Here is an 18,486-nt window from a genome sequence, read left to right as displayed (position 1 = left end):
AACAGGAAAGGAGCTCATTACACTTACTAAATCTATATTTATTGGACTATTTATAACCCGATACAACGGGAATATAGTAACTTGTTACCAAATGAATGAGAAAAAAGCGGCGTAGAAAAAAGAAAAGATAACAGGACTATAAATTATAGAAAAAGGTTGTGCCAACGTTTTGACACAACCTCGTCTTTTTATGCCCTATCTGTCAGTTCTTTAACAGTCGGCAATCGTACATAAATGCTAATTTGTCAGTCTTTGCCGTTAACCGCTGTTAAGCCCTAAATATTCTCTGTTAAAAGAGAACAAAAAAGAGCGACAAGCGGAATAACTGAACGTTTTTTGTCGTTATTTTAACGTCGTAATGTTAAATAAAACTCAGATATTGACAATTTAAATAATAGGAAAAATAGTATGAAACAGACAACAAAAAACATCCTTGGAGTTGCAGCTATCGTGCTCCTGAGCTCTGGAGTGGCTGGATTGACCACTTATAAAATGCTGAATAAGGAAAAGCCTGCCGCGTTCAGCGAGTTGTTTCAGCAGAACCCGAATAATCTGCTGCCGGCAGCTTTTCATGCAACGGATGCCCAGCCTGTGGATTTGACACAAGCAGCGGAGAGCTCGCTCCATGCTGTAGTGCATATACGTGCCACTCAGCTGAGTAAGACTCAGACGGTGCAAGAACAACCGGATATTTTTGACTTCTTCTTTGGAGACGGTCGTGGACGCCAGCGCCAGATACAGACCCAGCCGCGTGTAGGTTTCGGTTCGGGTGTCATCATATCCAAAGACGGATATATTGTGACGAATAATCACGTGGTGGAAGGTGCTGATGAAATCACCGTGAAACTGAATGACGACCGTGAGCTGAAGGGACGCATCATCGGTACTGACCCCAGCACGGACTTAGCATTGATTAAGATTGAAGGGGATGATTTCCCGACAATTCCGGTTGGTGACTCCGACCAGTTGAAGGTGGGAGAATGGGTATTGGCTGTAGGCAACCCCTTCAACCTGAACTCTACCGTAACAGCCGGTATCGTCAGTGCAAAAGCCCGCTCCATTGGCTCTTCCACCTCCAACGGGCAAGCTGCAAACATTCAGTCCTTCATTCAGACCGATGCTGCCATCAACCAAGGTAATAGTGGTGGTGCGTTGGTGAATGCCAAAGGCGAGCTGGTTGGCATCAATGCCATGCTCTACTCACCCACGGGTGCTTATTCCGGTTATGGTTTTGCCATTCCTACCAGCATTATGACAAAGGTGGTAGCCGACTTGAAACAGTTTGGTACCGTGCAGCGCGCTCTCCTTGGCATTAAGGGTAGTGATTTGAGCACAGACTTGCAGATGGACGAACGCTGGACTGAAGAGCTGAAGAAGAAGGCCGACGAACTTGGCGTGAAAGAGGGTGTCTATGTGGCCGAAGTTGTTGAAGGTGGTTCCGCTGCCGGCGTCTTGAAGGAAAACGATGTAATCATAGCATTGAATGGCAAGAAGATTCACAAGTTCTCGGATTTGCAGGAAATGCTGGCAAAACACCGTCCGGGCGACAAGGTGAAGGTAACGGTGGTTCGTGACAAGAAGGAAAAGGTATTCGAAATCACGCTGAAGAATGAGCAAGGCACTACGAAGGTAGTGAAGGATGCCGGAATGGAAATCCTGGGTGCAGCCTTTAAGCCCGTGTCTTCCGAGCTGAAGAAGCAGTTGAACCTGGGTTACGGGCTGGAAGTTACCGGTGTTACCAATGGCAAGATGGCCGATGCTGGTATCCGTAAGGGCTTCATCATTCTGAAGGCCAACGGAGTGTCGATGAAGACGGTGGATGATTTGGAAAAGGCGATGAAAGAGGCAAGAAAGTCTCCTGAACAAGGTTTGTTCATCACCGGTATGTTCCCGTCAGGAAAGCGTGCAATGTATGCCGTTGATTTGACCCAAGAATAAAGAATAGGGATAGTTTGGTAAGAAGATTGTAATATTAGCTAACAATAGCGAAAAAGGGGGTGCCGGTACAATACATACCGGCATTCTTTTTGTTATATAGGATAAGATATAAATAAGGTGAAAAAGTTAGGATGAAATTATTGTAACAAAATAATTTGTCGTACCTTTGCAACCCAAATCTGTATTATAAGAATGAGACAACTTAAAATTACCAAAAGTATCACTAACAGAGAGAGCGCTTCTCTTGACAAGTATTTGCAGGAAATCGGTCGCGAGGACCTCATTACTGTTGAAGAGGAAGTGGAGCTCGCTCAGCGCATCCGCAAGGGTGACCGTGTTGCATTGGAGAAATTGACACGTGCCAATCTGCGTTTCGTTGTATCTGTGGCCAAGCAGTACCAGAACCAAGGTTTGAGTTTGCCCGACTTGATTAACGAAGGCAATTTAGGACTGATTAAGGCCGCCGAAAAGTTCGATGAAACACGTGGTTTCAAGTTCATCAGTTATGCAGTATGGTGGATACGTCAGTCCATTCTGCAGGCTTTGGCAGAGCAGTCGCGTATTGTACGTCTTCCGTTGAACCAGGTGGGTTCGCTGAATAAAATCAGCAAGGCCTTTTCCAAGTTCGAGCAGGAAAACGAACGTCGTCCGTCTCCCGAAGAGCTTGCCGATGAATTGGAAATCCCTGTTGACAAAATCTCTGATACACTGAAGGTGTCCGGCCGTCATATCTCGGTAGATGCACCTTTCGTAGAGGGAGAGGACAACAGCTTGCTCGATGTGTTGGTCAACGACGACTCCCCTATGGCCGACCGCTCTTTGGTGAACGAGTCTCTTGCGAGGGAAATTGATAGAGCTCTTTCTACGTTAACCGATAGGGAAAAAGAAATCATACAGATGTTTTTCGGTATCGGACAGCAGGAAATGACATTAGAAGAAATCGGCGACAAATTCGGTTTGACCCGTGAGCGTGTGCGTCAGATTAAGGAAAAGGCAATCAGAAGATTAAGACAAAGTAATCGTAGTAAATTGCTCAAATCTTATTTGGGATAAATAAGAAATATCAGTTTCCGACAAATAGAAGGAATTAAAAACCGTACGTCTTTAGTAGGCGTGCGGTTTTTTTTATATCTTTGCCCCATTGATAATTCATAACTTATAACTCATAACTCAATGAAATACGTTCGTATACTTTGTGCCGTAGCTTTGGTTTTTGCGTTGTGCTCGGCTTTTACAATGAAAGATAAGGAAAAGGCTGTATATGCTTTTGGTGTGGCGGCTTCTTTCAATGACTCCATCGTATATTATACAGACATCCAGGTATTGGACAGCGTAGAGCTGGACAAGAATGGATTCTTGCCCAAGCGTGATTTATACACTTACCAGCTTAAGAACTATCTGGAGTACAATCTGAAGAAACCTGATTATACTTGCATGATTTATTTCGCTGAAAACAAGAAAAAGTTGGAAAAAGAGGCTGTAAAGGTAAAAGGCAAGTATAAAAAGAGTAAGAATATGGTTTTGCAGGTGGTGAAGCCTGAGGCTTTCACGTTTACAAAACCGCAGGAGTAATCTTGAATTTGAAAATCAAATGAATGATTATGAAATTGAATTCTCATCTTTTATTAGGAATATTCTTTTCCATCTTGTTTGTTGGTTGTGAAAAGAACGACAGTCCTACTCCTCCAATTGAGGGAAGTCGTACAGTGCTGGTATATATTGTAGCAGATAAAAATGGTCTGGATGAAAAATATAATAGCCAGGACTTTGCAACTCGGGATGTTGAAGAAATGTTTGAGGGGATGAAGTCTGTTGACACTTCTCTTTATAATTTGTTGGTCTATTTGGACAATAATGATAAGCCGGTCTTATTTCGTATAAATAGAGATAAAAAAGGAGGTATAAATAAGGAGATCCTTAAAGAGTATGATGAGCAGGTTTCTACGGACACTTCTGTCATGGTAGAAGTATTGAAGCGTGCCTTCAATGAATATCCTGCTGATAGTTATGGATTGGTGTATTGGTCACATTGTGATGGCTGGGTTCCTTATCCTTTGCGAACTCCTCAAACTCGTTGGGTAGGGCAGGATCAAGGGGATGGTAATGATAATCGGATGAATGTTTCTGCTTTGTTGACTGTATTAGATTCTGCACCTCGTTTTGAGTTTATAATGTTTGATGCTTGTTTCATGCTCTCTGTTGAGGTTGCATATGAATTGCGTAACTATGCGAAATATTACATAGGTTCACCGACTGAAAATCCGGGACCAGGTGCCCCTTACGATAAGGTAGTCCCTCAAATGTTTACTCAAAATGCGGCTGTAAAGATGGCTACAGAATATTTTAAGGTTTATGATAGTAACTATGAAGGTGGAATTAATATGACAAATGACAACTGGACTGGTGGGACTTCCATTACAGTTTTGAAATCATCAGAATTGGAAAACTTAGCAGCTGTGACAAAGCAGGTTTTGCCAGAAGGTGCTGAGGTTTCCGAACTTCGTTCCAGTGTCTTTGATTATGATAAACGTACTGGAGATAAACATGTCGGTTATTATGATATGCAGGAAATGATGCAATACTTGCTGAATGACGATGGTGCTGCATTTAATCAATGGAAACAGTCTTTTGATGCATCTGTAGCATATTGGAATACTACCAAGAAGAATTATTCTATGTTTGCGCACAAGCGGTTTGACTCTGTTTGGGGGATGTTTCCTATGAAACCCTATGCGCATGGGGTAACCCACTATGTACCTTCTGTTTCCACTACTTCTGCTGCCCAAGCTGCTAATGCTGCTTATCGTTCTACTTCATGGTATAGTGCTGCTGGTCTTGCCCGACTTGGTTGGTAACTTATAGAAAATTTGAATACAGAACGGATTATTATAGGTGTAACAACTTGTAATAATCCTTTTTTTATGTCCGTTCTCATTAAATATAAGTCTTTTAATAATATTTTCCTTTGGAAATTATGTTTTATTGAAAGTAATTCTTTTCTTTGTATCATCAAACTAAAAAGACGAAGAATTATGAAATACGTAATCATTGGCGGTGTAGCAGGTGGAGCCACGGCAGCCGCCCGACTGAGAAGAGTGGACGAAATGGCTGATATCCTTTTATTGGAGAAAGGCCCTTATATCTCGTATGCTAATTGTGGTTTACCTTATTATATAGGCGGAGTGATAGCAGAGCGTGAGAAGCTGTTGGTGCAGACACCCGAATCTTTCGGCAAGCGCTTCCGCATTGATGTGCGTGTGCAGAATGAAGTAATCGCCATCCATCCCAAAAACAAGACCGTTACCATACGCAATGCGGAAGGCAAGGAGTACGACGAAAGCTATGACAAACTTTTGCTTTCTCCCGGTGCCAACCCCGTGAAGCCCCCCTTGGAAGGCATTAATTCCGAAGGCATCTTCACGTTGCGCAATGTAGAAGATACCGACCATATCAAGGCTTATATCTCGGACAAGCAGGTGAAACGCGCCGTGGTGGTAGGTGCCGGTTTCATCGGATTGGAAATGGCGGAGAACCTGCATCATGCCGGTGTTCATGTGTCTGTAGTCGAAATGGGTAATCAGGTGATGGCGCCTATCGACTTCTCTATGGCGGCACCTATTCATCAGCATCTGTTGCAGAAAGGCGTCTCTCTCTATCTGGAAGAAGGAGTAACCCATTTCAAGCGTACGGACAACGGAATCACCGTATTCCTGAAAAGCGGAAAGGCCATTCCTGCCGATATGGTGTTACTCTCCATCGGTGTGCGTCCTGCCACTGCATTGGCGCAACAAGCCGGCTTGAAACTGGGCGAGATGGGCGGTATCTGGGTAGACGAACACTTGGAGACTTCCGAAAAAGACATCTATGCTGTGGGCGATGCCATCGAATACCCCCATCCGCTGACCGGAAAGCCCTGGCTCAATTATCTGGCAAATTCTGCCAACCGCCAGGGACGTATCGTTGCTGATAATATGGTGTTTGGCAATACTGTTTCCTACGAAGGAGCTATCGGCACCTCCATTGCCAAAGTATTCGACATGACGGTAGCCTCTACGGGCCTTGCAGCCAAACGCTTGAAGCAGTGGGGCATGGAATATCAAAGCTCGGTGACTCACTCGGCATCTCATGCCGGTTACTATCCGGATGCCCTGCCTTTGACCTTGAAACTGACTTTCCATCCCAAAACCGGTAAACTCTATGGTGCGCAATGTATCGGTTACGAGGGAGTGGACAAGCGAATCGACCAGATAGCCGGACTCATCAAACGGGGTGGCACAGTCTACGATTTGATGGAGACGGAGCACACGTATGCGCCTCCTTTCTCCTCGGCCAAAGACCCCATCGCTATTGGCGGCTATGTAGCATCGAACATTATCAGCGGTGCTATGCCTGTCATCTCTTGGCGCGAGTTGGTGGAAGAGAAGGATAAAGTGATGCTGATAGATACCCGTACGCCCGAGGAATTCTCTTTCGGCACCATTCCGGGAGCTGTCAATATTCCGTTGGATGAAATGCGCGAGCATTTGGCAGAGATACCTACGGACAAGCCGGTAGTGCTTTTCTGCGCTGTGGGTCTGCGCGGTTATCTGTCCCTGCGCATCCTGATGGGACGCGGTTATCGCAATGTGCGCAATCTGATAGGTGGTTATAAGACTTATTCTACGGCAACAGCGCCTCTGCCGTCTCCATCTGTTCCGGCGGGCGGTGGCTCTTCTTCTGCTTCCTCGGTCGCCTCTGCTGACGACGGTGCTCCTGCAGCGGCATCTACCTCTAAAAAGGAACCGTTGAAGATAAACGCTTGCGGCTTGCAATGTCCGGGGCCCATCATGCAGGTGAAGAAGGCGATGGACAGCATTGCTGCGGGTGAGCGTGTGGAGATTGTGGCTACCGATGCCGGTTTTGCACGCGATGCTTCTGCATGGTGCGATACGACGGGAAATAAATTGATAGAGAAGCATGACGAGAAAGGACGCTATACGGTAGTCATCGAGAAAGGCGCTCCGGCTTGCGCATCCGTTTCCAACACTCCCGTAGCCGGGGGTAGGGGAAAGACGCTGATTTTGTTCAGTGACGACCTGGACAAAGCGCTGGCAACCTTCGTACTGGCAAACGGAGCAGCGGCAACGGGACAGAAAGTAACCATTTTCTTCACCTTCTGGGGGCTGAACGTCTTGAAGAAAGTGCAGAAACCCAGTGTGCAGAAAGACTTCTTCGGCAAGATGTTCGGCATGATGCTGCCGTCCAGCTCTTTGAAACTGAAGTTGTCGCAGATGAATATGTTTGGCATGGGCAGCCGCATGATGCGCTTCTTGATGAAGCGCAAGGGAGTGGATTCTTTGGAGTCGTTGCGCTCGCAGGCATTGGCGCAGGGAGTGGAATTCATCGCTTGCCAGATGTCTATGGATATGATGGGCATCCAACAAAAAGAACTTCTGGATGAAGTAACTATCGGTGGCGTGGCTACCTATATGGAACGTGCGGACAAGTCAAATGTGAACTTATTTATATAGGAGGACGAGATATGGAGACTTTATGTAAAATCCGTGATGTTTATCGGGCTATTTCCGAGTTCGAGGTGCAGTTTACGCAGATGTACGATTTATCGCTGAATGAAGGAATGCTGTTGTGCACGTTGCTCAATACTCCTAAGCTGACCTCCAGTGAGATAGCCGAGGCGCTGGGTTTGTCTGCCTCCAACACTTCAAAGGTCATTCGCTCTGTCGAGGGAAAGAAGTTCATTACCCGTCTGATAGGTAAGGAGGATAAGCGCCAGATGCGTTTTTCTCTTACGGCAGAAGGCAAGAACCGGATTTCGGATATTAAGAATGCTACTTTCGAATTGTCGGGGTTGTTGCAGCAGGTGGTCAGCCTCGTATAGTTTTGTGTAAAAGCGAATTAATATCGTGTTTGCAGGAAGTTAATATCCTGCGGACACGATATTTGTTTCTTGTATGACACGTTGTTAATTTCTTGTATGACATGTTATAAATATCGTGTATTGCACGCTATTTATACTCAGTCGTATTTTCGTAAAGGAACACAAGCTTGATACCAAAGAAATAAATTGAAACTTCCTATGTCAATTGCTCAATATTGTTTTACTTTGCTCTTAAATAGTAAGCAATACAGCAATCGATATGCAGAAATTATTGTCTTTGCCGCCTAATCTGGTGTCGGCATTCTATGAACTGGAAAATGTAGACCGTACGGAATGGTTTTGTACTTCCGACCCGGTGGAAATGAAACTTGGCTCGGGTGGGGGAACTACCTGGCTCTTGAGAGAATGGCAGAAGGAACGGGATAGGAAGTATTTGGCGGAGGAGCGTATTCCAACAGAAAAGTGCATTCCAACAGAGAAAAGCCTTCCAGCAGAGAAGCGTATTCTGCTGCATGCTGGAGGACAAAGCCGTCGTTTACCGGGATATGCACCGTCGGGCAAGATATTGACCCCAATTCCGGTGTTTCGCTGGGCGCGTGGACAAAAACTGGGACAGAATTTATTATCCCTTCAACTCCCGCTTTACGAAAAGATTATGGAGCGGGCTCCCGAAAGACTGCGTACGCTGATTGCCAGCGGTGATGTGTATATCCGTGCGGAAAAGCCGCTTCAAGAGATTCCTGATGCAGATGTGGTGTGCTATGGACTGTGGGTAGACCCGTTGCTCGCCACACATCATGGTGTGTTTGTCTCAGACAGGAATCGGCCGGAATCCTTGGACTTTATGCTTCAGAAACCCTCTCTGGAGGCATTGGAAAACTTGTCCAAGACACATCTCTTTTTAATGGATATCGGCATCTGGTTATTGAGCGACCGGGCTGTTGACCTGCTGATGAAACGTTCGCAGAAGGCAGATGGGGCTTTGGACGCGGATGCGCCATATTCCGACTTGAAATACTACGACTTGTATGCTGACTTCGGCTTGTCTTTAGGAAATCATCCCCGTATTGAGGACGAAGAACTGAACAGCCTCTCTGTCGCCATATTACCTTTGCCTGGAGGCGAATTCTACCATTATGGAACAAGCCGCGAACTGTTGTCTTCAACCGTTACCTTACAGAATAAGGTCTACGACCAGCGCCGGATTATGCACCGGAAGTTGAAGCCCAATCCGGCCATCTTTGTACAGAATGCGGAAGTGCATGTCCCCCTTGCTTCGAAGAACGACAGCCTTTGGATTGAAAACAGCTTTGTTGGAGCTTCTTGGCGGCTGGGGGCACGGCAGATTATCACGGGTGTTCCCAAGAATGACTGGATGCTGACCATTCCGGACGGTATATGTATTGATATAGTTCCGCTTGCCGACCATCGCTGGGCAGTACGCCCCTATGGTTTTGACGATACTTTTAAGGGAGATATTCGGGATGAAAAGACTCTGTTCCTTGGAATGTCGTTTTTGGAATGGCTGGCCGAACGGGGATTGGTGTCGGAAGACATCACCGGCAGAAAAGATGACCTGCAGGCTGCTGCCATCTTTCCGGTTGTGAAAGATAAAGAGCGGATGGGGACGGTACTTCGATGGATGGTTTCCGAACCGGGCTTGCCGGAAGGAAAGGCTGTCTGGCTGGAGAGTCATCGGTTGTCTGCCGACGAAATTTCAGCACAAGCCGACTTGCGTCTGCTGTATGCACAGCGGGAGAGTTTCTGCAAAGGAAACTGGGAAGTGCTGGCACGCAACCATGCAAAGAGTGTATTCTATCAACTCGACTTGATGGATGTGGCCGGTGAATTCCATAAATTCGGCATCGACAAGCCGGAAGTATTACCGACAGACGCTCCGCTGATGCAGCGTATCCATAACCGGATGTTGCGCGCACAGATTGAGAAGCTGGACGGAAGGGACTTCAAGGCAGACGAGCAGGCCGCATTCGGCTTGTTGCGCGAAGGACTGCTGACTGATTTGTATGAACGCAAGAGCAGTCCCCGCCTGAATGTGTATAGTGACCAGATAGTATGGGGGCGTAGCCCCGTACGCATAGATATGGCGGGAGGATGGACAGACACTCCGCCTTACTCCTTGTTTGCCGGTGGGAATGTGGTGAATATTGCCATTGAACTGAACGGGCAGCCGCCTTTACAAGTGTACATCAAACCTTGCGCGGAGCATCGCATCGTGTTGCGCTCCATTGATATGGGAGCCATGGAGGTGGTGAATACTTTTGAGGAATTGCAATCCTATTGCACGATAGGTTCCCCCTTTTCCATTCCCAAAGCAGCATTGGCGTTGGCCGGGTTTGTTCCGGCTTTTTCGGAAACGGTTTATCCATCGCTGGAAAAACAACTGGAAGCCTTTGGCACAGGTATAGAGATTACATTGCTTTCCGCCATACCTGCAGGTTCCGGTCTGGGCACAAGTTCCATTTTGGCTTCTACTGTCTTGGGCTCATTGAGTGACTTTTGCGGACTGATGTGGGATAAGAACGAAATATGCCGCCGCACGCTTGCCTTGGAACAATTGCTGACGACCGGCGGCGGTTGGCAAGACCAATACGGTGGGGTACTGCAAGGCATCAAACTGTTGCAGACGGAGGCTGGATTTGCCCAGCAGCCATTGGTACGCTGGTTGCCCGAGCATTTGTTTGCTCATCCGGAATACCGCGATTGCCATCTGCTGTATTATACGGGCATTACGCGTACAGCCAAGGGCATCCTTGCAGAAATAGTGCGCTCCATATTCCTTAACTCTTCCTTGCACCTGGGGTTATTGGAAGAGATGAAAGCACATGCCTTGGATATGGCCGAAGCCATTCAACGGAATGACTTCAAGGGTTTCGGAACACTGGTAGGCAAGACATGGATGCAGAAGAAGGCACTGGACAGTGGAACAAATCCTCCTGCCGTAGAGGACATTATCCGTCAGATAAAAGACTATACCTTAGGATATAAACTGCCGGGAGCCGGTGGGGGAGGTTATCTGTATATGGTGGCCAAGGATCCGCAGGCAGCCCTGCGCATCCGTGAGACCTTGACGCTGAATGTACCGAATCCGAGAGCCAGGTTCGTAGAAATGTCACTCTCGGATAAGGGATTCCAGGTGTCGAGAAGCTGAAATTCATTATTCATGGTGATACGGCCCCCCGTTCAGTATGTTCATCGCTCGGTAGAGTTGCTCCACAAAGATGAGGCGTACCATCTGATGGGAAAAGGTCATGCGTGAGAGGGACATTTTCTCGTGTGCCGCCTCGTACACTTTTTGGGAGAATCCGTAAGGGCCTCCGATAATAAATACCAGCCGTTTGTTCACGGTATTCATCTTGCGCTTCATATAGTCTGCAAACTCTATGGAGCGCATCTCTTTTCCACCTTCGTCCAGCAGTACGACCACATCTCCCGGCTGGAGAGCTTTCAATATCAGTTCCCCTTCCTTTTCCTTCTGCACTTCCATGGAGAGGCTCTTGGTGTTTTTCAGTTCGGGGATGACCTCCATCTCGAATGAGATATAGCGCTTGGTGCGTTGCACATAGTCGTTGATGGCTGTTATAAAGTGTTGTTCTACAGTTCGTCCTACGACGAGCAGAGTCGTTTTCATGCTGGTTCTGTTTTGATTAGCGCACAAATTTAGTATTTTTTTATTGTATTTTGAGACAAATGCTTACCTTTGCCTATCATAAATACTTGTGAAAATGAAAAAACGGGTAATCTTTTTGTTGACCGGTCTCTTCATTTGGACGTCTGTGCTGCTGGCCCAGAACGTTCCCGAGGGAGTGATTGGAGCCTTCAAGGAAGGAAACTCTCAGGAGCTCAACAAGTATCTGGGTGAAAAGGTCGATTTAATCATTCAGAATAAGTCGACCCACGCCGACAAGCGGACGGCAGAGGGCACAATGGCTGCTTTCTTCTCCAACCACAAGGTCGGCGGTTTTAATGTGAACCATCAGGGGAAACGTGATGAGTCAGGTTTCGTCATCGGTACCTTGATGACCGCAAATGGAAACTTTCGGGTGAATTGTTTCTTCAGAAAAGTACAGAACAAATATGTCATACATCAAATAAGGATAGATAAAACAGATGAATAAGGAAGAAGAATTGATTGACAGGCTGATAGACCTGGCTTTCGCCGAAGATATAGGCGATGGAGACCATACAACCCTTTCGTGCATTCCTGCTACGGCAATGGGCAAGTCCAAACTGCTGATAAAAGAACCGGGCATACTGGCCGGTATCGAGATAGCCAAGGAGGTGTTCCGTCGTTTCGACCCTACCATGAAGGTGGAAGTGTTTATTAATGACGGTACAGCCGTAAAGCCGGGTGACGTGGCCATGATTGTGGAAGGCAAGATACAGTCGTTGCTGCAAACGGAGCGTCTGATGCTGAACATCATGCAGCGCATGAGTGGCATTGCCACCATGACACACAAGTATGCCGAGCAACTGAAAGGTACGAATACCCGTGTGCTCGATACCCGTAAGACCACTCCGGGCATGCGTATCCTCGAGAAAATGGCGGTAAAAATCGGTGGCGGTGTAAACCACCGTATCGGCTTGTTCGATATGATTTTGCTGAAAGACAACCATGTGGACTTTGCCGGAGGAATCGACAAGGCCATCAACCGTGCGAAGGAATATTGCAAGGAAAAAGGTAAAGACCTCAAGATAGAAATAGAAGTGCGCAACTTCGACGAATTGCAGCAAGTGCTCGACCTAGGCGGCGTAGACCGTATCATGTTCGACAACTTTACGCCGGCAATGACAAAGAAAGCGGTGGAGATGGTAGGTGGCCGCTATGAAACGGAATCTTCCGGCGGCATCACGTTTGATACGCTCCGCGACTATGCCGAATGCGGTGTGGACTTTATTTCAGTAGGAGCTTTGACTCACTCCGTGAAAGGATTGGACATGAGCTTTAAAGCGTGTTGATAGAAGCAGGAAGTAACATTGCTGAATAAACTAGGAGAGCCTCTCATGTGAATTTGCCATAATGAAGCAATTCTTATGAGAGGCTTTTTTTTTACTAATCTCCGTTCTTTAACTTCTTTTTAGAATAACTTCAGCAGCATTTTCAAAAAAAATGCGTCTAACTAACAAACGACGCGAAGAGGCGTCCGTAAAACGAGCACTGACATTGGAAAATGAGATAGAACTGATTGAGGGCTGCCGGGTAGGAAAGGATTCCGCCCGAAAGGAATTATACACCCTCTACTCCAAGCAGATGCTGGCGGTATGTTACCGCTATACGGGCGATGTCGATGCGGCCCATGACGTATTGCACGATGGCTTCATCAAAATTTTCACTCACTTCACCTTCCGTGGCGAATGTGCATTGGGCACCTGGGTGACAAGGGTAATGGTGACGCAGGCAATAGACTACCTGCGGAAACAGCAACGTTTCAGCCAACTGGTGGTGAATGAGGAACGATTGCCCGACATTCCGGATGAAGCGGGCATTGCCGAAACCGGAGGCCGTATTTCCGAAGAAATGCTGATGGCGTTCGTGGCGGAACTTCCTGACGGATGCCGCACTGTATTCAACTTATACGTCTTTGAGGAGAAATCGCACAAAGAAATAGCCGAAATCCTCCACATCAAAGAGCATTCGTCTACCTCGCAGTTGCATCGTGCCAAGTGTTTGTTGATAAAAAGAATTAAAGAATATACTGAATATGAGAGAAAATGATGAAATAACCGGTTTGTTCCGCAGTCGTCTTGCCGGCGCAGAGATGACAGTGCGGGAGGACTTTTGGGAAGGGTTGCAACGTGACTTGCCGTCACCGGTTGCCGCAAAAGGCAGGCGGCTTCTTCTTTCTCCGAGGTTTCACCGCGTAGCCGCAGCCGCCTCTGTTGTATTTGTACTGGGAGCTGCTTCTGCCGCTTTCTGGTATTTCTCTCCGAAAGAGGAAATCAAGGAGGCCTTTACACAAGTGGCGGCCATGACGCCGGAAGGCAACTTGAACGGGGATGTGGTGCAGGAAAGTTTTCCCTCTATCCGTCAGGCGAACCCCGTGGCACAAAAGCCCGGTACACAGCATCCTGCTAACGGCATTCCGGCAGTATTGACGACGCAGGCCGATGAGGATGAATCCGTGTCTGTCCATGTTTCCTTCAGAATTACCCAACGGGTGTATGGAAACCGGCAGCAGCCGGGAAACGGTTATTACAGTAACGGAATTCCGGCCGGAAACGGGGACTACCATTCAAATCCTGGCCATAAGGATAATATAGATGGAATGCCGTCATCTTTTGAGGAAGAATCGGCAAACTCTGTGGATGTATCACCGTTAAAGCCCCGTAATTGGGCATTGAAAGCAGGCATCGGCACTTCCCTGCCGAAAGGGAATTTCCATATGCCGTTCACGGCCGGGGTAAGTGTGGAACGTCGTTTGAACAAGCATTTCTCCTTGGAAGCCGGTCTTCAGTATAATTGCTTGGATGGTGACCGTACGTTGCATACGCTGGGAGTTCCGGTAAGGTTGAACATGATGCTGGCCAGTACGCCGAAAGTGGATTTCTATGCTATGGTAGGCGGAGCAGCCGAGAAATGTATTGCAGGTGCTCCGGACAAGGGTTTCGGCGCAGAGCCGGTACAGTTGTCGGTTGCTGCCGGAGTAGGGGTACGCTATAAAATGAACGACCGTTTTGCCTTGTTTGCAGAGCCGTCCGTTTCTCGTCATTTTGATACGGATTCACAGACGAGAACCTTGCGTACGGAACGCCCTACCAACCTGAATCTGTTGTGCGGCCTGCGCATGACTTATTAATCTTAAATATCATGCAAATATGAAGACTCTATGCAATAAATTACATATATCCGGGCAGACTATGCTGCTTGTATTCTTTACTCTTTCTGTTCTCTCTTTGGGCTCTTGCAACAAAGAGACGTTGGACTACAACCATCCGGATGTAGGCTTGTTTGTCAAGCAGTTGAAGGCTGGCAAATATTCTACTCAGAGTCCGGATGGGTTGAGTAACATGCCCAAGTTCACTTCCGAAGATATAGAGGAATTGCTGAAGTATGCCGAGGACTTGACGGCCATTCCCGCTTTTCCTCTGGCTCCGGTGTCCTATTCGGCAGGCGGCAAGCTGCGTCTGGGCGAATGCATCTTGTGGACGGTAGAGACTATCCGCCTCGGGAATAATGCTTCGATGGGATGCAAGATGGTACATACGGATGCGGAGAATTATGAAGGTATCTATTTCCTTTCGGACGAAGAGGTGCTGGATGCCGCTTCGCGCTACCGCCGCTGGTGGGAAACCCGTAAGTATCCACGGACTATGTGGACGATTGACCCCTGTTATGACGAACCGCTTTGTGGTAGCGGATATATGTGGTGGTGATTTTATGAGAAAGTTTATACTTGTTTGGGGGCTGCTCTGTGCAGTAGCCTTCCCTTGCTATGCCCAAAACTGGACCTCTCAGGACTCGTTGAGGCTGAACCGGTTGCTGAAGGGCGAGGGGGAGATAAAACTGAATCCGGAGGCATTGCAAGAATTGGAAATGAATAATTCCCTGGGCAGTCCGAAAGCGGTGATGGACAAGTCGTGGATGGATTTTGATAATTCATTGCCCGTCATGCCGAAAGCACCCGAGAAGAAAGTGGTACTTACCCTGCGTCCCTATACGGCCAATACCAAATATAATTGGGATCCTATTTATCAGAAAAAAATAAAGGTAGACAAAGATACGTGGCGGGGAGACGAATTCTATGCGCTTAAGATTCTGACGATTCCCACGAACTGGGCTAAACATCCGTTTGATGCCGGTCTGCGTGAGACGGTGGAGCAGATTGAGGCAACCGGTCTGCGTTACCGGGTGACGGAGCGTGCCAATAATATGGCTGTGGGCGGTTGGCAGCGTATCGGTGGTGTAGGAATATCCGGGCTAGACCTGATGGTGCCTTTTACCCGTGAGTTTTGGAATTTCAAAGGCCGGAAGCGCCGTGCCCGTACGCTGGAAGTATTGAAGGCGTATGGTGACTCGATAACAGTTTCGGGAAAACAGTAATTTATTACTTTTGTCAGATTTTGAACTTTCTTTCTCCTCTTCTTGTTTTCATCAGTAACTTTTAAAAAAAGTAAGAATGAACAGATTGACTTCTCTATTCGGAATAAGATATCCGATAATTCAAGGTGGCATGGTGTGGTGTAGCGGCTGGAGACTTGCTGCTGCTGTAAGTAATGCGGGAGGGTTGGGCTTGCTCGGTGCAGGTTCGATGCACCCCGAAACGTTGCGGGAGCATATCAGGAAATGCCGTGAGGCTACGCATCACGCTTTTGGTGTGAATATTCCTTTGATGTATCCTCAAATAGAAGAGATAATGCAGATTGTGGTCGACGAGGGAGTGAAGATTGTATTTACATCTGCCGGCAGCCCTAAGAAATGGACTGGGTGGTTGCACGAGCGTGGCATCACGGTGGTGCATGTTGTTTCGTCCTCGCGTTTTGCCGTGAAGGCTGAAGAGGCGGGCGTCGATGCAATAGTTGCCGAGGGCTTCGAAGCCGGTGGGCATAATGGGAGGGAGGAGACTACCACTCTGTGCCTGATACCTGCTGTACGTGCAGTTACTACACTTCCTCTGATTGCCGCCGGCGGCATTGCAACGGGCGAGGCCATGCTGGCTGCCCAGGTGTTGGGGGCAGAAGCTGTACAGATTGGTACACGCTTTGCCTTGACAGCAGAGAGTTCTGCAAGCGAGGTGTTCAAGGATTACTGCTTGCATTTGGAAGAAGGGGATACTCGTCTGCTTTTGAGGAAATTAGCTCCGGTACGTCTGGCGCGCAATAACTTCCGCAGTGCCGTAGAGGCTGCTGAAGCTGTGGGAGCTTCAGAGGAAGAACTTCGTAGCCTTTTAGGGCGTGGCCGTGCCAAACGTGGTATTTTTGAAGGTGACCTGGAAGAAGGGGAACTGGAAATAGGGCAGGTATCCGCTTTGCTGCATGGAAAGGGAGTGCAATCTGTGGCGTCGGTCGTGCAAGAGTTGGTAGAGGAGAGCAGAAAGGCGTGGGAGAGGATGCGGGAAGCGTTCTGAAAAAACGGTGACAAGATAATTATACATAAGTCTTTTCGTATTTTTGACTCGGTATAGAGAATCATTGATATTATAAGTCCGGTATTTAGGAGACGCGCAGACGGTCGTTGTTTTTAAATTTTTCTAATAAAGAAATCCATTATAGAGTTATAAGTTATAAGTTGTTTGCTGATTACAGTGCCTGCCAGCAAATAACTCATAACCTATAACTCATAACTAAAAAGAGAAGCTCATGTCTCTATTCATTACAGACTTCTTTCAGACCTTGTTCCACACTAGTTCCAAGAAATCTCCGTTCATTTTCAATCTTTGCATTACACTGCTCGCTATGTGGCGGGAGAAAGAAGAAAATGTGTCAAAGTTCTCTTTTTCCTATTTTTCCGGTTCATATTTCAACCCGAAGACGTCGGCTACGGCTTTGTATGTTACCTTGCCTTCCACTATGTTCAATCCCAACGCCAGGGCCGGGTCGTCCTTGCAGGCTTGTCGCCAGCCTTTGCATGCCAGAGCAACGGTGTAGGGCAGGGTGGCATTTGTCAGCGCCATGGTTGAGGTGAAGGGAACGGCGCCGGGGATATTGGCAACGGCGTAGTGCACAATTCCGTCCACAATGTAGGTAGGGTCGCTGTGCGTGGTAGGGTGGGAGGTTTCAAAACAACCACCCTGGTCGATAGCTACGTCCACGAGTACGGTGCCGGGTTTCATCATCTTCAGCATTTCCCGGGTGATGAGATGTGGGGTCTTGTCACCGGGAATGAGTACGGAACCGATTACCAAGTCGATGTTCGGTAATTCCATTATGATGTTATGAGTGGAAGAATAGAGTGTCTTTACGTTTTTCGGCATCACTTCGCTCAGGTAGCGCAGACGGGGGAGATTGATGTCTGTAATCAGCACTTCGGCGCCCATTCCGGCAGCTATCTGTGCGGCATTGGTGCCCACGATACCACCTCCAAGGATAAGTACGCGCGCGGGGCGTACACCCGTCACGCCGCCCATCAGTTTTCCCTTGCCGCCTTGTGGCTTTTCAAGGAAGCGGGCTCCTACTTGCGTAGCCATACGTCCTGCCACCTCGCTCATGGGAGTAAGTAGCGGAAGTGAGTGGTCTTCCTTTTCCACGGTTTCGTAGGCGATGCAGACAGCACCGCTTTCAATCATGGCTTCGGTCAGTAATTTATCGGCGGCAAAGTGGAAATAGGTAAATACCACTTGTCCCTTTTTAATCAGTTTGTACTCCGGTGCAATAGGTTCCTTTACCTTGACAATCATGTCGGCTACGGCATACGTGTCTTCAATGGTCGGTAAAGTCTTTGCACCTACGGCGATGTAGTCATCGTCGGAGAAACCGCTGTTTGCGCCTGCCGTGGCCTGCACATACACCGTATGACCTTTTTTCACCAACTCGGCTACTCCGGCAGGGGTCATGCCCACACGGTTCTCGTTGTTCTTGATTTCTTTGGGTACTCCGATAATCATAACCTTAAAGTTTTAATTGGGGGTTAAACATGGCGCAATATAGCGATTTCCCGGCTTGGGTGTTATCGGTGCATCTATGTTCTTCAACAGGATTTTTATGTATGTTCTAAT

General features: G+C 47.6%; 16 protein-coding genes. 14 read left to right on the top strand and 2 right to left on the bottom strand.

All coding sequences use genetic code 11. The features are described 5' to 3' along the window. The first annotated feature begins 408 nt into the window (after positions 1 to 408). The 7 genes from M1B78_RS11895 to M1B78_RS11865 all read left to right on the top strand — a co-directional run bounded on the left by M1B78_RS11895 (position 409) and on the right by M1B78_RS11865 (position 10,985). The gene (locus M1B78_RS11895; RefSeq protein ID WP_136010649.1) at positions 409 to 1,938 is read left to right on the top strand and encodes a Do family serine endopeptidase; all 1,530 of its coding nucleotides are present in this window, start codon (positions 409 to 411) and stop codon (positions 1,936 to 1,938) included. A 192-nt stretch (positions 1,939 to 2,130) separates the two neighbouring features. After that, positions 2,131 to 2,991, top strand: a complete 861-nt coding sequence (locus M1B78_RS11890) for a sigma-70 family RNA polymerase sigma factor (RefSeq protein WP_002561589.1) — start codon at positions 2,131 to 2,133, stop codon at positions 2,989 to 2,991. Between the two features lie 120 nt (positions 2,992 to 3,111). Further along, complete coding sequence (locus M1B78_RS11885) at positions 3,112 to 3,510, top strand: hypothetical protein (protein WP_117601278.1); 399 nt, start codon at positions 3,112 to 3,114, stop codon at positions 3,508 to 3,510. A gap of 29 nt (positions 3,511 to 3,539) precedes the next feature. After that, on the top strand, positions 3,540 to 4,793 hold the full coding sequence (locus tag M1B78_RS11880) for a clostripain-related cysteine peptidase (protein ID WP_257940769.1): 1,254 nt from the start codon (positions 3,540 to 3,542) through the stop codon (positions 4,791 to 4,793). Between the two features lie 177 nt (positions 4,794 to 4,970). Continuing rightward, positions 4,971 to 7,448 carry an FAD-dependent oxidoreductase gene (locus tag M1B78_RS11875; protein ID WP_257940768.1) on the top strand — a complete coding sequence of 826 codons (2,478 nt, stop codon included), beginning with the start codon at positions 4,971 to 4,973 and terminating at the stop codon, positions 7,446 to 7,448. Between the two features lie 11 nt (positions 7,449 to 7,459). Next, positions 7,460 to 7,816 (top strand): MarR family transcriptional regulator, encoded by a 357-nt coding sequence (locus tag M1B78_RS11870; protein WP_257940767.1) that lies wholly within the window; start codon positions 7,460 to 7,462, stop codon positions 7,814 to 7,816. 259 nt (positions 7,817 to 8,075) lie between these two features. After that, complete coding sequence (locus M1B78_RS11865; RefSeq protein WP_257940766.1) at positions 8,076 to 10,985, top strand: bifunctional fucokinase/fucose-1-phosphate guanylyltransferase; 2,910 nt, start codon at positions 8,076 to 8,078, stop codon at positions 10,983 to 10,985. Between the two features lie 6 nt (positions 10,986 to 10,991). On the opposite strand, the gene rlmH is transcribed toward M1B78_RS11865, so the two are convergent. Next, positions 10,992 to 11,465 (bottom strand): 23S rRNA (pseudouridine(1915)-N(3))-methyltransferase RlmH, encoded by a 474-nt coding sequence (rlmH, locus tag M1B78_RS11860; RefSeq protein WP_257940765.1) that lies wholly within the window; start codon positions 11,463 to 11,465, stop codon positions 10,992 to 10,994. Between the two features lie 94 nt (positions 11,466 to 11,559). Between rlmH and M1B78_RS11855 the strand changes: the two genes are divergently transcribed. The 7 genes from M1B78_RS11855 (at position 11,560) to M1B78_RS11825 (ending at position 16,899) form a co-directional block, all read left to right on the top strand. Further along, positions 11,560 to 11,952: a DUF4783 domain-containing protein gene (locus tag M1B78_RS11855; RefSeq protein ID WP_136010654.1), complete on the top strand. Its 393-nt coding sequence runs from the start codon at positions 11,560 to 11,562 to the stop codon at positions 11,950 to 11,952. Continuing rightward, positions 11,945 to 12,793 (top strand): carboxylating nicotinate-nucleotide diphosphorylase, encoded by an 849-nt coding sequence (nadC, locus tag M1B78_RS11850; RefSeq protein ID WP_117866338.1) that lies wholly within the window; start codon positions 11,945 to 11,947, stop codon positions 12,791 to 12,793. The genes M1B78_RS11855 and nadC overlap by 8 nt, the downstream gene beginning before the upstream one ends. Before the next feature lie 205 nt (positions 12,794 to 12,998). After that, entirely contained in the window at positions 12,999 to 13,550 is a 552-nt protein-coding gene (locus tag M1B78_RS11845) for an RNA polymerase sigma factor (protein ID WP_257931517.1), read from the top strand. Continuing rightward, a complete protein-coding gene (locus M1B78_RS11840; RefSeq protein ID WP_257940764.1) occupies positions 13,537 to 14,631 on the top strand; it encodes a porin family protein in 1,095 nt (364 codons plus the stop codon). The genes M1B78_RS11845 and M1B78_RS11840 overlap by 14 nt, the downstream gene beginning before the upstream one ends. Before the next feature lie 19 nt (positions 14,632 to 14,650). After that, positions 14,651 to 15,208, top strand: a complete 558-nt coding sequence (locus M1B78_RS11835; RefSeq protein ID WP_257940763.1) for a DUF4943 domain-containing protein — start codon at positions 14,651 to 14,653, stop codon at positions 15,206 to 15,208. Positions 15,209 to 15,212: 4 nt separating this feature from the next. Continuing rightward, positions 15,213 to 15,875: a DUF4858 domain-containing protein gene (locus M1B78_RS11830; protein WP_176469316.1), complete on the top strand. Its 663-nt coding sequence runs from the start codon at positions 15,213 to 15,215 to the stop codon at positions 15,873 to 15,875. A gap of 76 nt (positions 15,876 to 15,951) precedes the next feature. Beyond that, on the top strand, positions 15,952 to 16,899 hold the full coding sequence (locus M1B78_RS11825; protein WP_257931503.1) for an NAD(P)H-dependent flavin oxidoreductase: 948 nt from the start codon (positions 15,952 to 15,954) through the stop codon (positions 16,897 to 16,899). Positions 16,900 to 17,271: 372 nt separating this feature from the next. Here M1B78_RS11825 and ald read toward each other — a convergent pair whose 3' ends face one another. Next, positions 17,272 to 18,375 carry an alanine dehydrogenase gene (ald, locus tag M1B78_RS11820; RefSeq protein WP_136010661.1) on the bottom strand — a complete coding sequence of 368 codons (1,104 nt, stop codon included), beginning with the start codon at positions 18,373 to 18,375 and terminating at the stop codon, positions 17,272 to 17,274. Between the last annotated feature and the right edge of the window lie 111 nt (positions 18,376 to 18,486).

Source organism: Bacteroides muris (ex Fokt et al. 2023) (genome assembly GCF_024704895.1).
Lineage (GTDB): Bacteria > Bacteroidota > Bacteroidia > Bacteroidales > Bacteroidaceae > Bacteroides > Bacteroides muris.
This window is presented reverse-complemented; position numbering and strand designations above follow the sequence as displayed.

Bases quoted from the DNA above. Each gene is read 5' to 3' on its own strand.
- M1B78_RS11895 (WP_136010649.1), top strand. From the start codon at position 409: ATGAAACAGACAACAAAAAACATCCTTGGAGTTGCAGCTATCGTGCTC.
- M1B78_RS11835 (WP_257940763.1), top strand. From the start codon at position 14,651: ATGAAGACTCTATGCAATAAATTACATATATCCGGGCAGACTATGCTG.
- ald (WP_136010661.1), bottom strand. From the start codon at position 18,375: ATGATTATCGGAGTACCCAAAGAAATCAAGAACAACGAGAACCGTGTG.
- M1B78_RS11825 (WP_257931503.1), top strand. From the start codon at position 15,952: ATGAACAGATTGACTTCTCTATTCGGAATAAGATATCCGATAATTCAA.
- rlmH (WP_257940765.1), bottom strand. From the start codon at position 11,465: ATGAAAACGACTCTGCTCGTCGTAGGACGAACTGTAGAACAACACTTT.
- M1B78_RS11865 (WP_257940766.1), top strand. From the start codon at position 8,076: ATGCAGAAATTATTGTCTTTGCCGCCTAATCTGGTGTCGGCATTCTAT.
- M1B78_RS11855 (WP_136010654.1), top strand. From the start codon at position 11,560: ATGAAAAAACGGGTAATCTTTTTGTTGACCGGTCTCTTCATTTGGACG.
- M1B78_RS11880 (WP_257940769.1), top strand. From the start codon at position 3,540: ATGAAATTGAATTCTCATCTTTTATTAGGAATATTCTTTTCCATCTTG.
- M1B78_RS11870 (WP_257940767.1), top strand. From the start codon at position 7,460: ATGGAGACTTTATGTAAAATCCGTGATGTTTATCGGGCTATTTCCGAG.
- M1B78_RS11885 (WP_117601278.1), top strand. From the start codon at position 3,112: ATGAAATACGTTCGTATACTTTGTGCCGTAGCTTTGGTTTTTGCGTTG.
- M1B78_RS11875 (WP_257940768.1), top strand. From the start codon at position 4,971: ATGAAATACGTAATCATTGGCGGTGTAGCAGGTGGAGCCACGGCAGCC.
- M1B78_RS11830 (WP_176469316.1), top strand. From the start codon at position 15,213: ATGAGAAAGTTTATACTTGTTTGGGGGCTGCTCTGTGCAGTAGCCTTC.
- M1B78_RS11890 (WP_002561589.1), top strand. From the start codon at position 2,131: ATGAGACAACTTAAAATTACCAAAAGTATCACTAACAGAGAGAGCGCT.
- nadC (WP_117866338.1), top strand. From the start codon at position 11,945: ATGAATAAGGAAGAAGAATTGATTGACAGGCTGATAGACCTGGCTTTC.
- M1B78_RS11840 (WP_257940764.1), top strand. From the start codon at position 13,537: ATGAGAGAAAATGATGAAATAACCGGTTTGTTCCGCAGTCGTCTTGCC.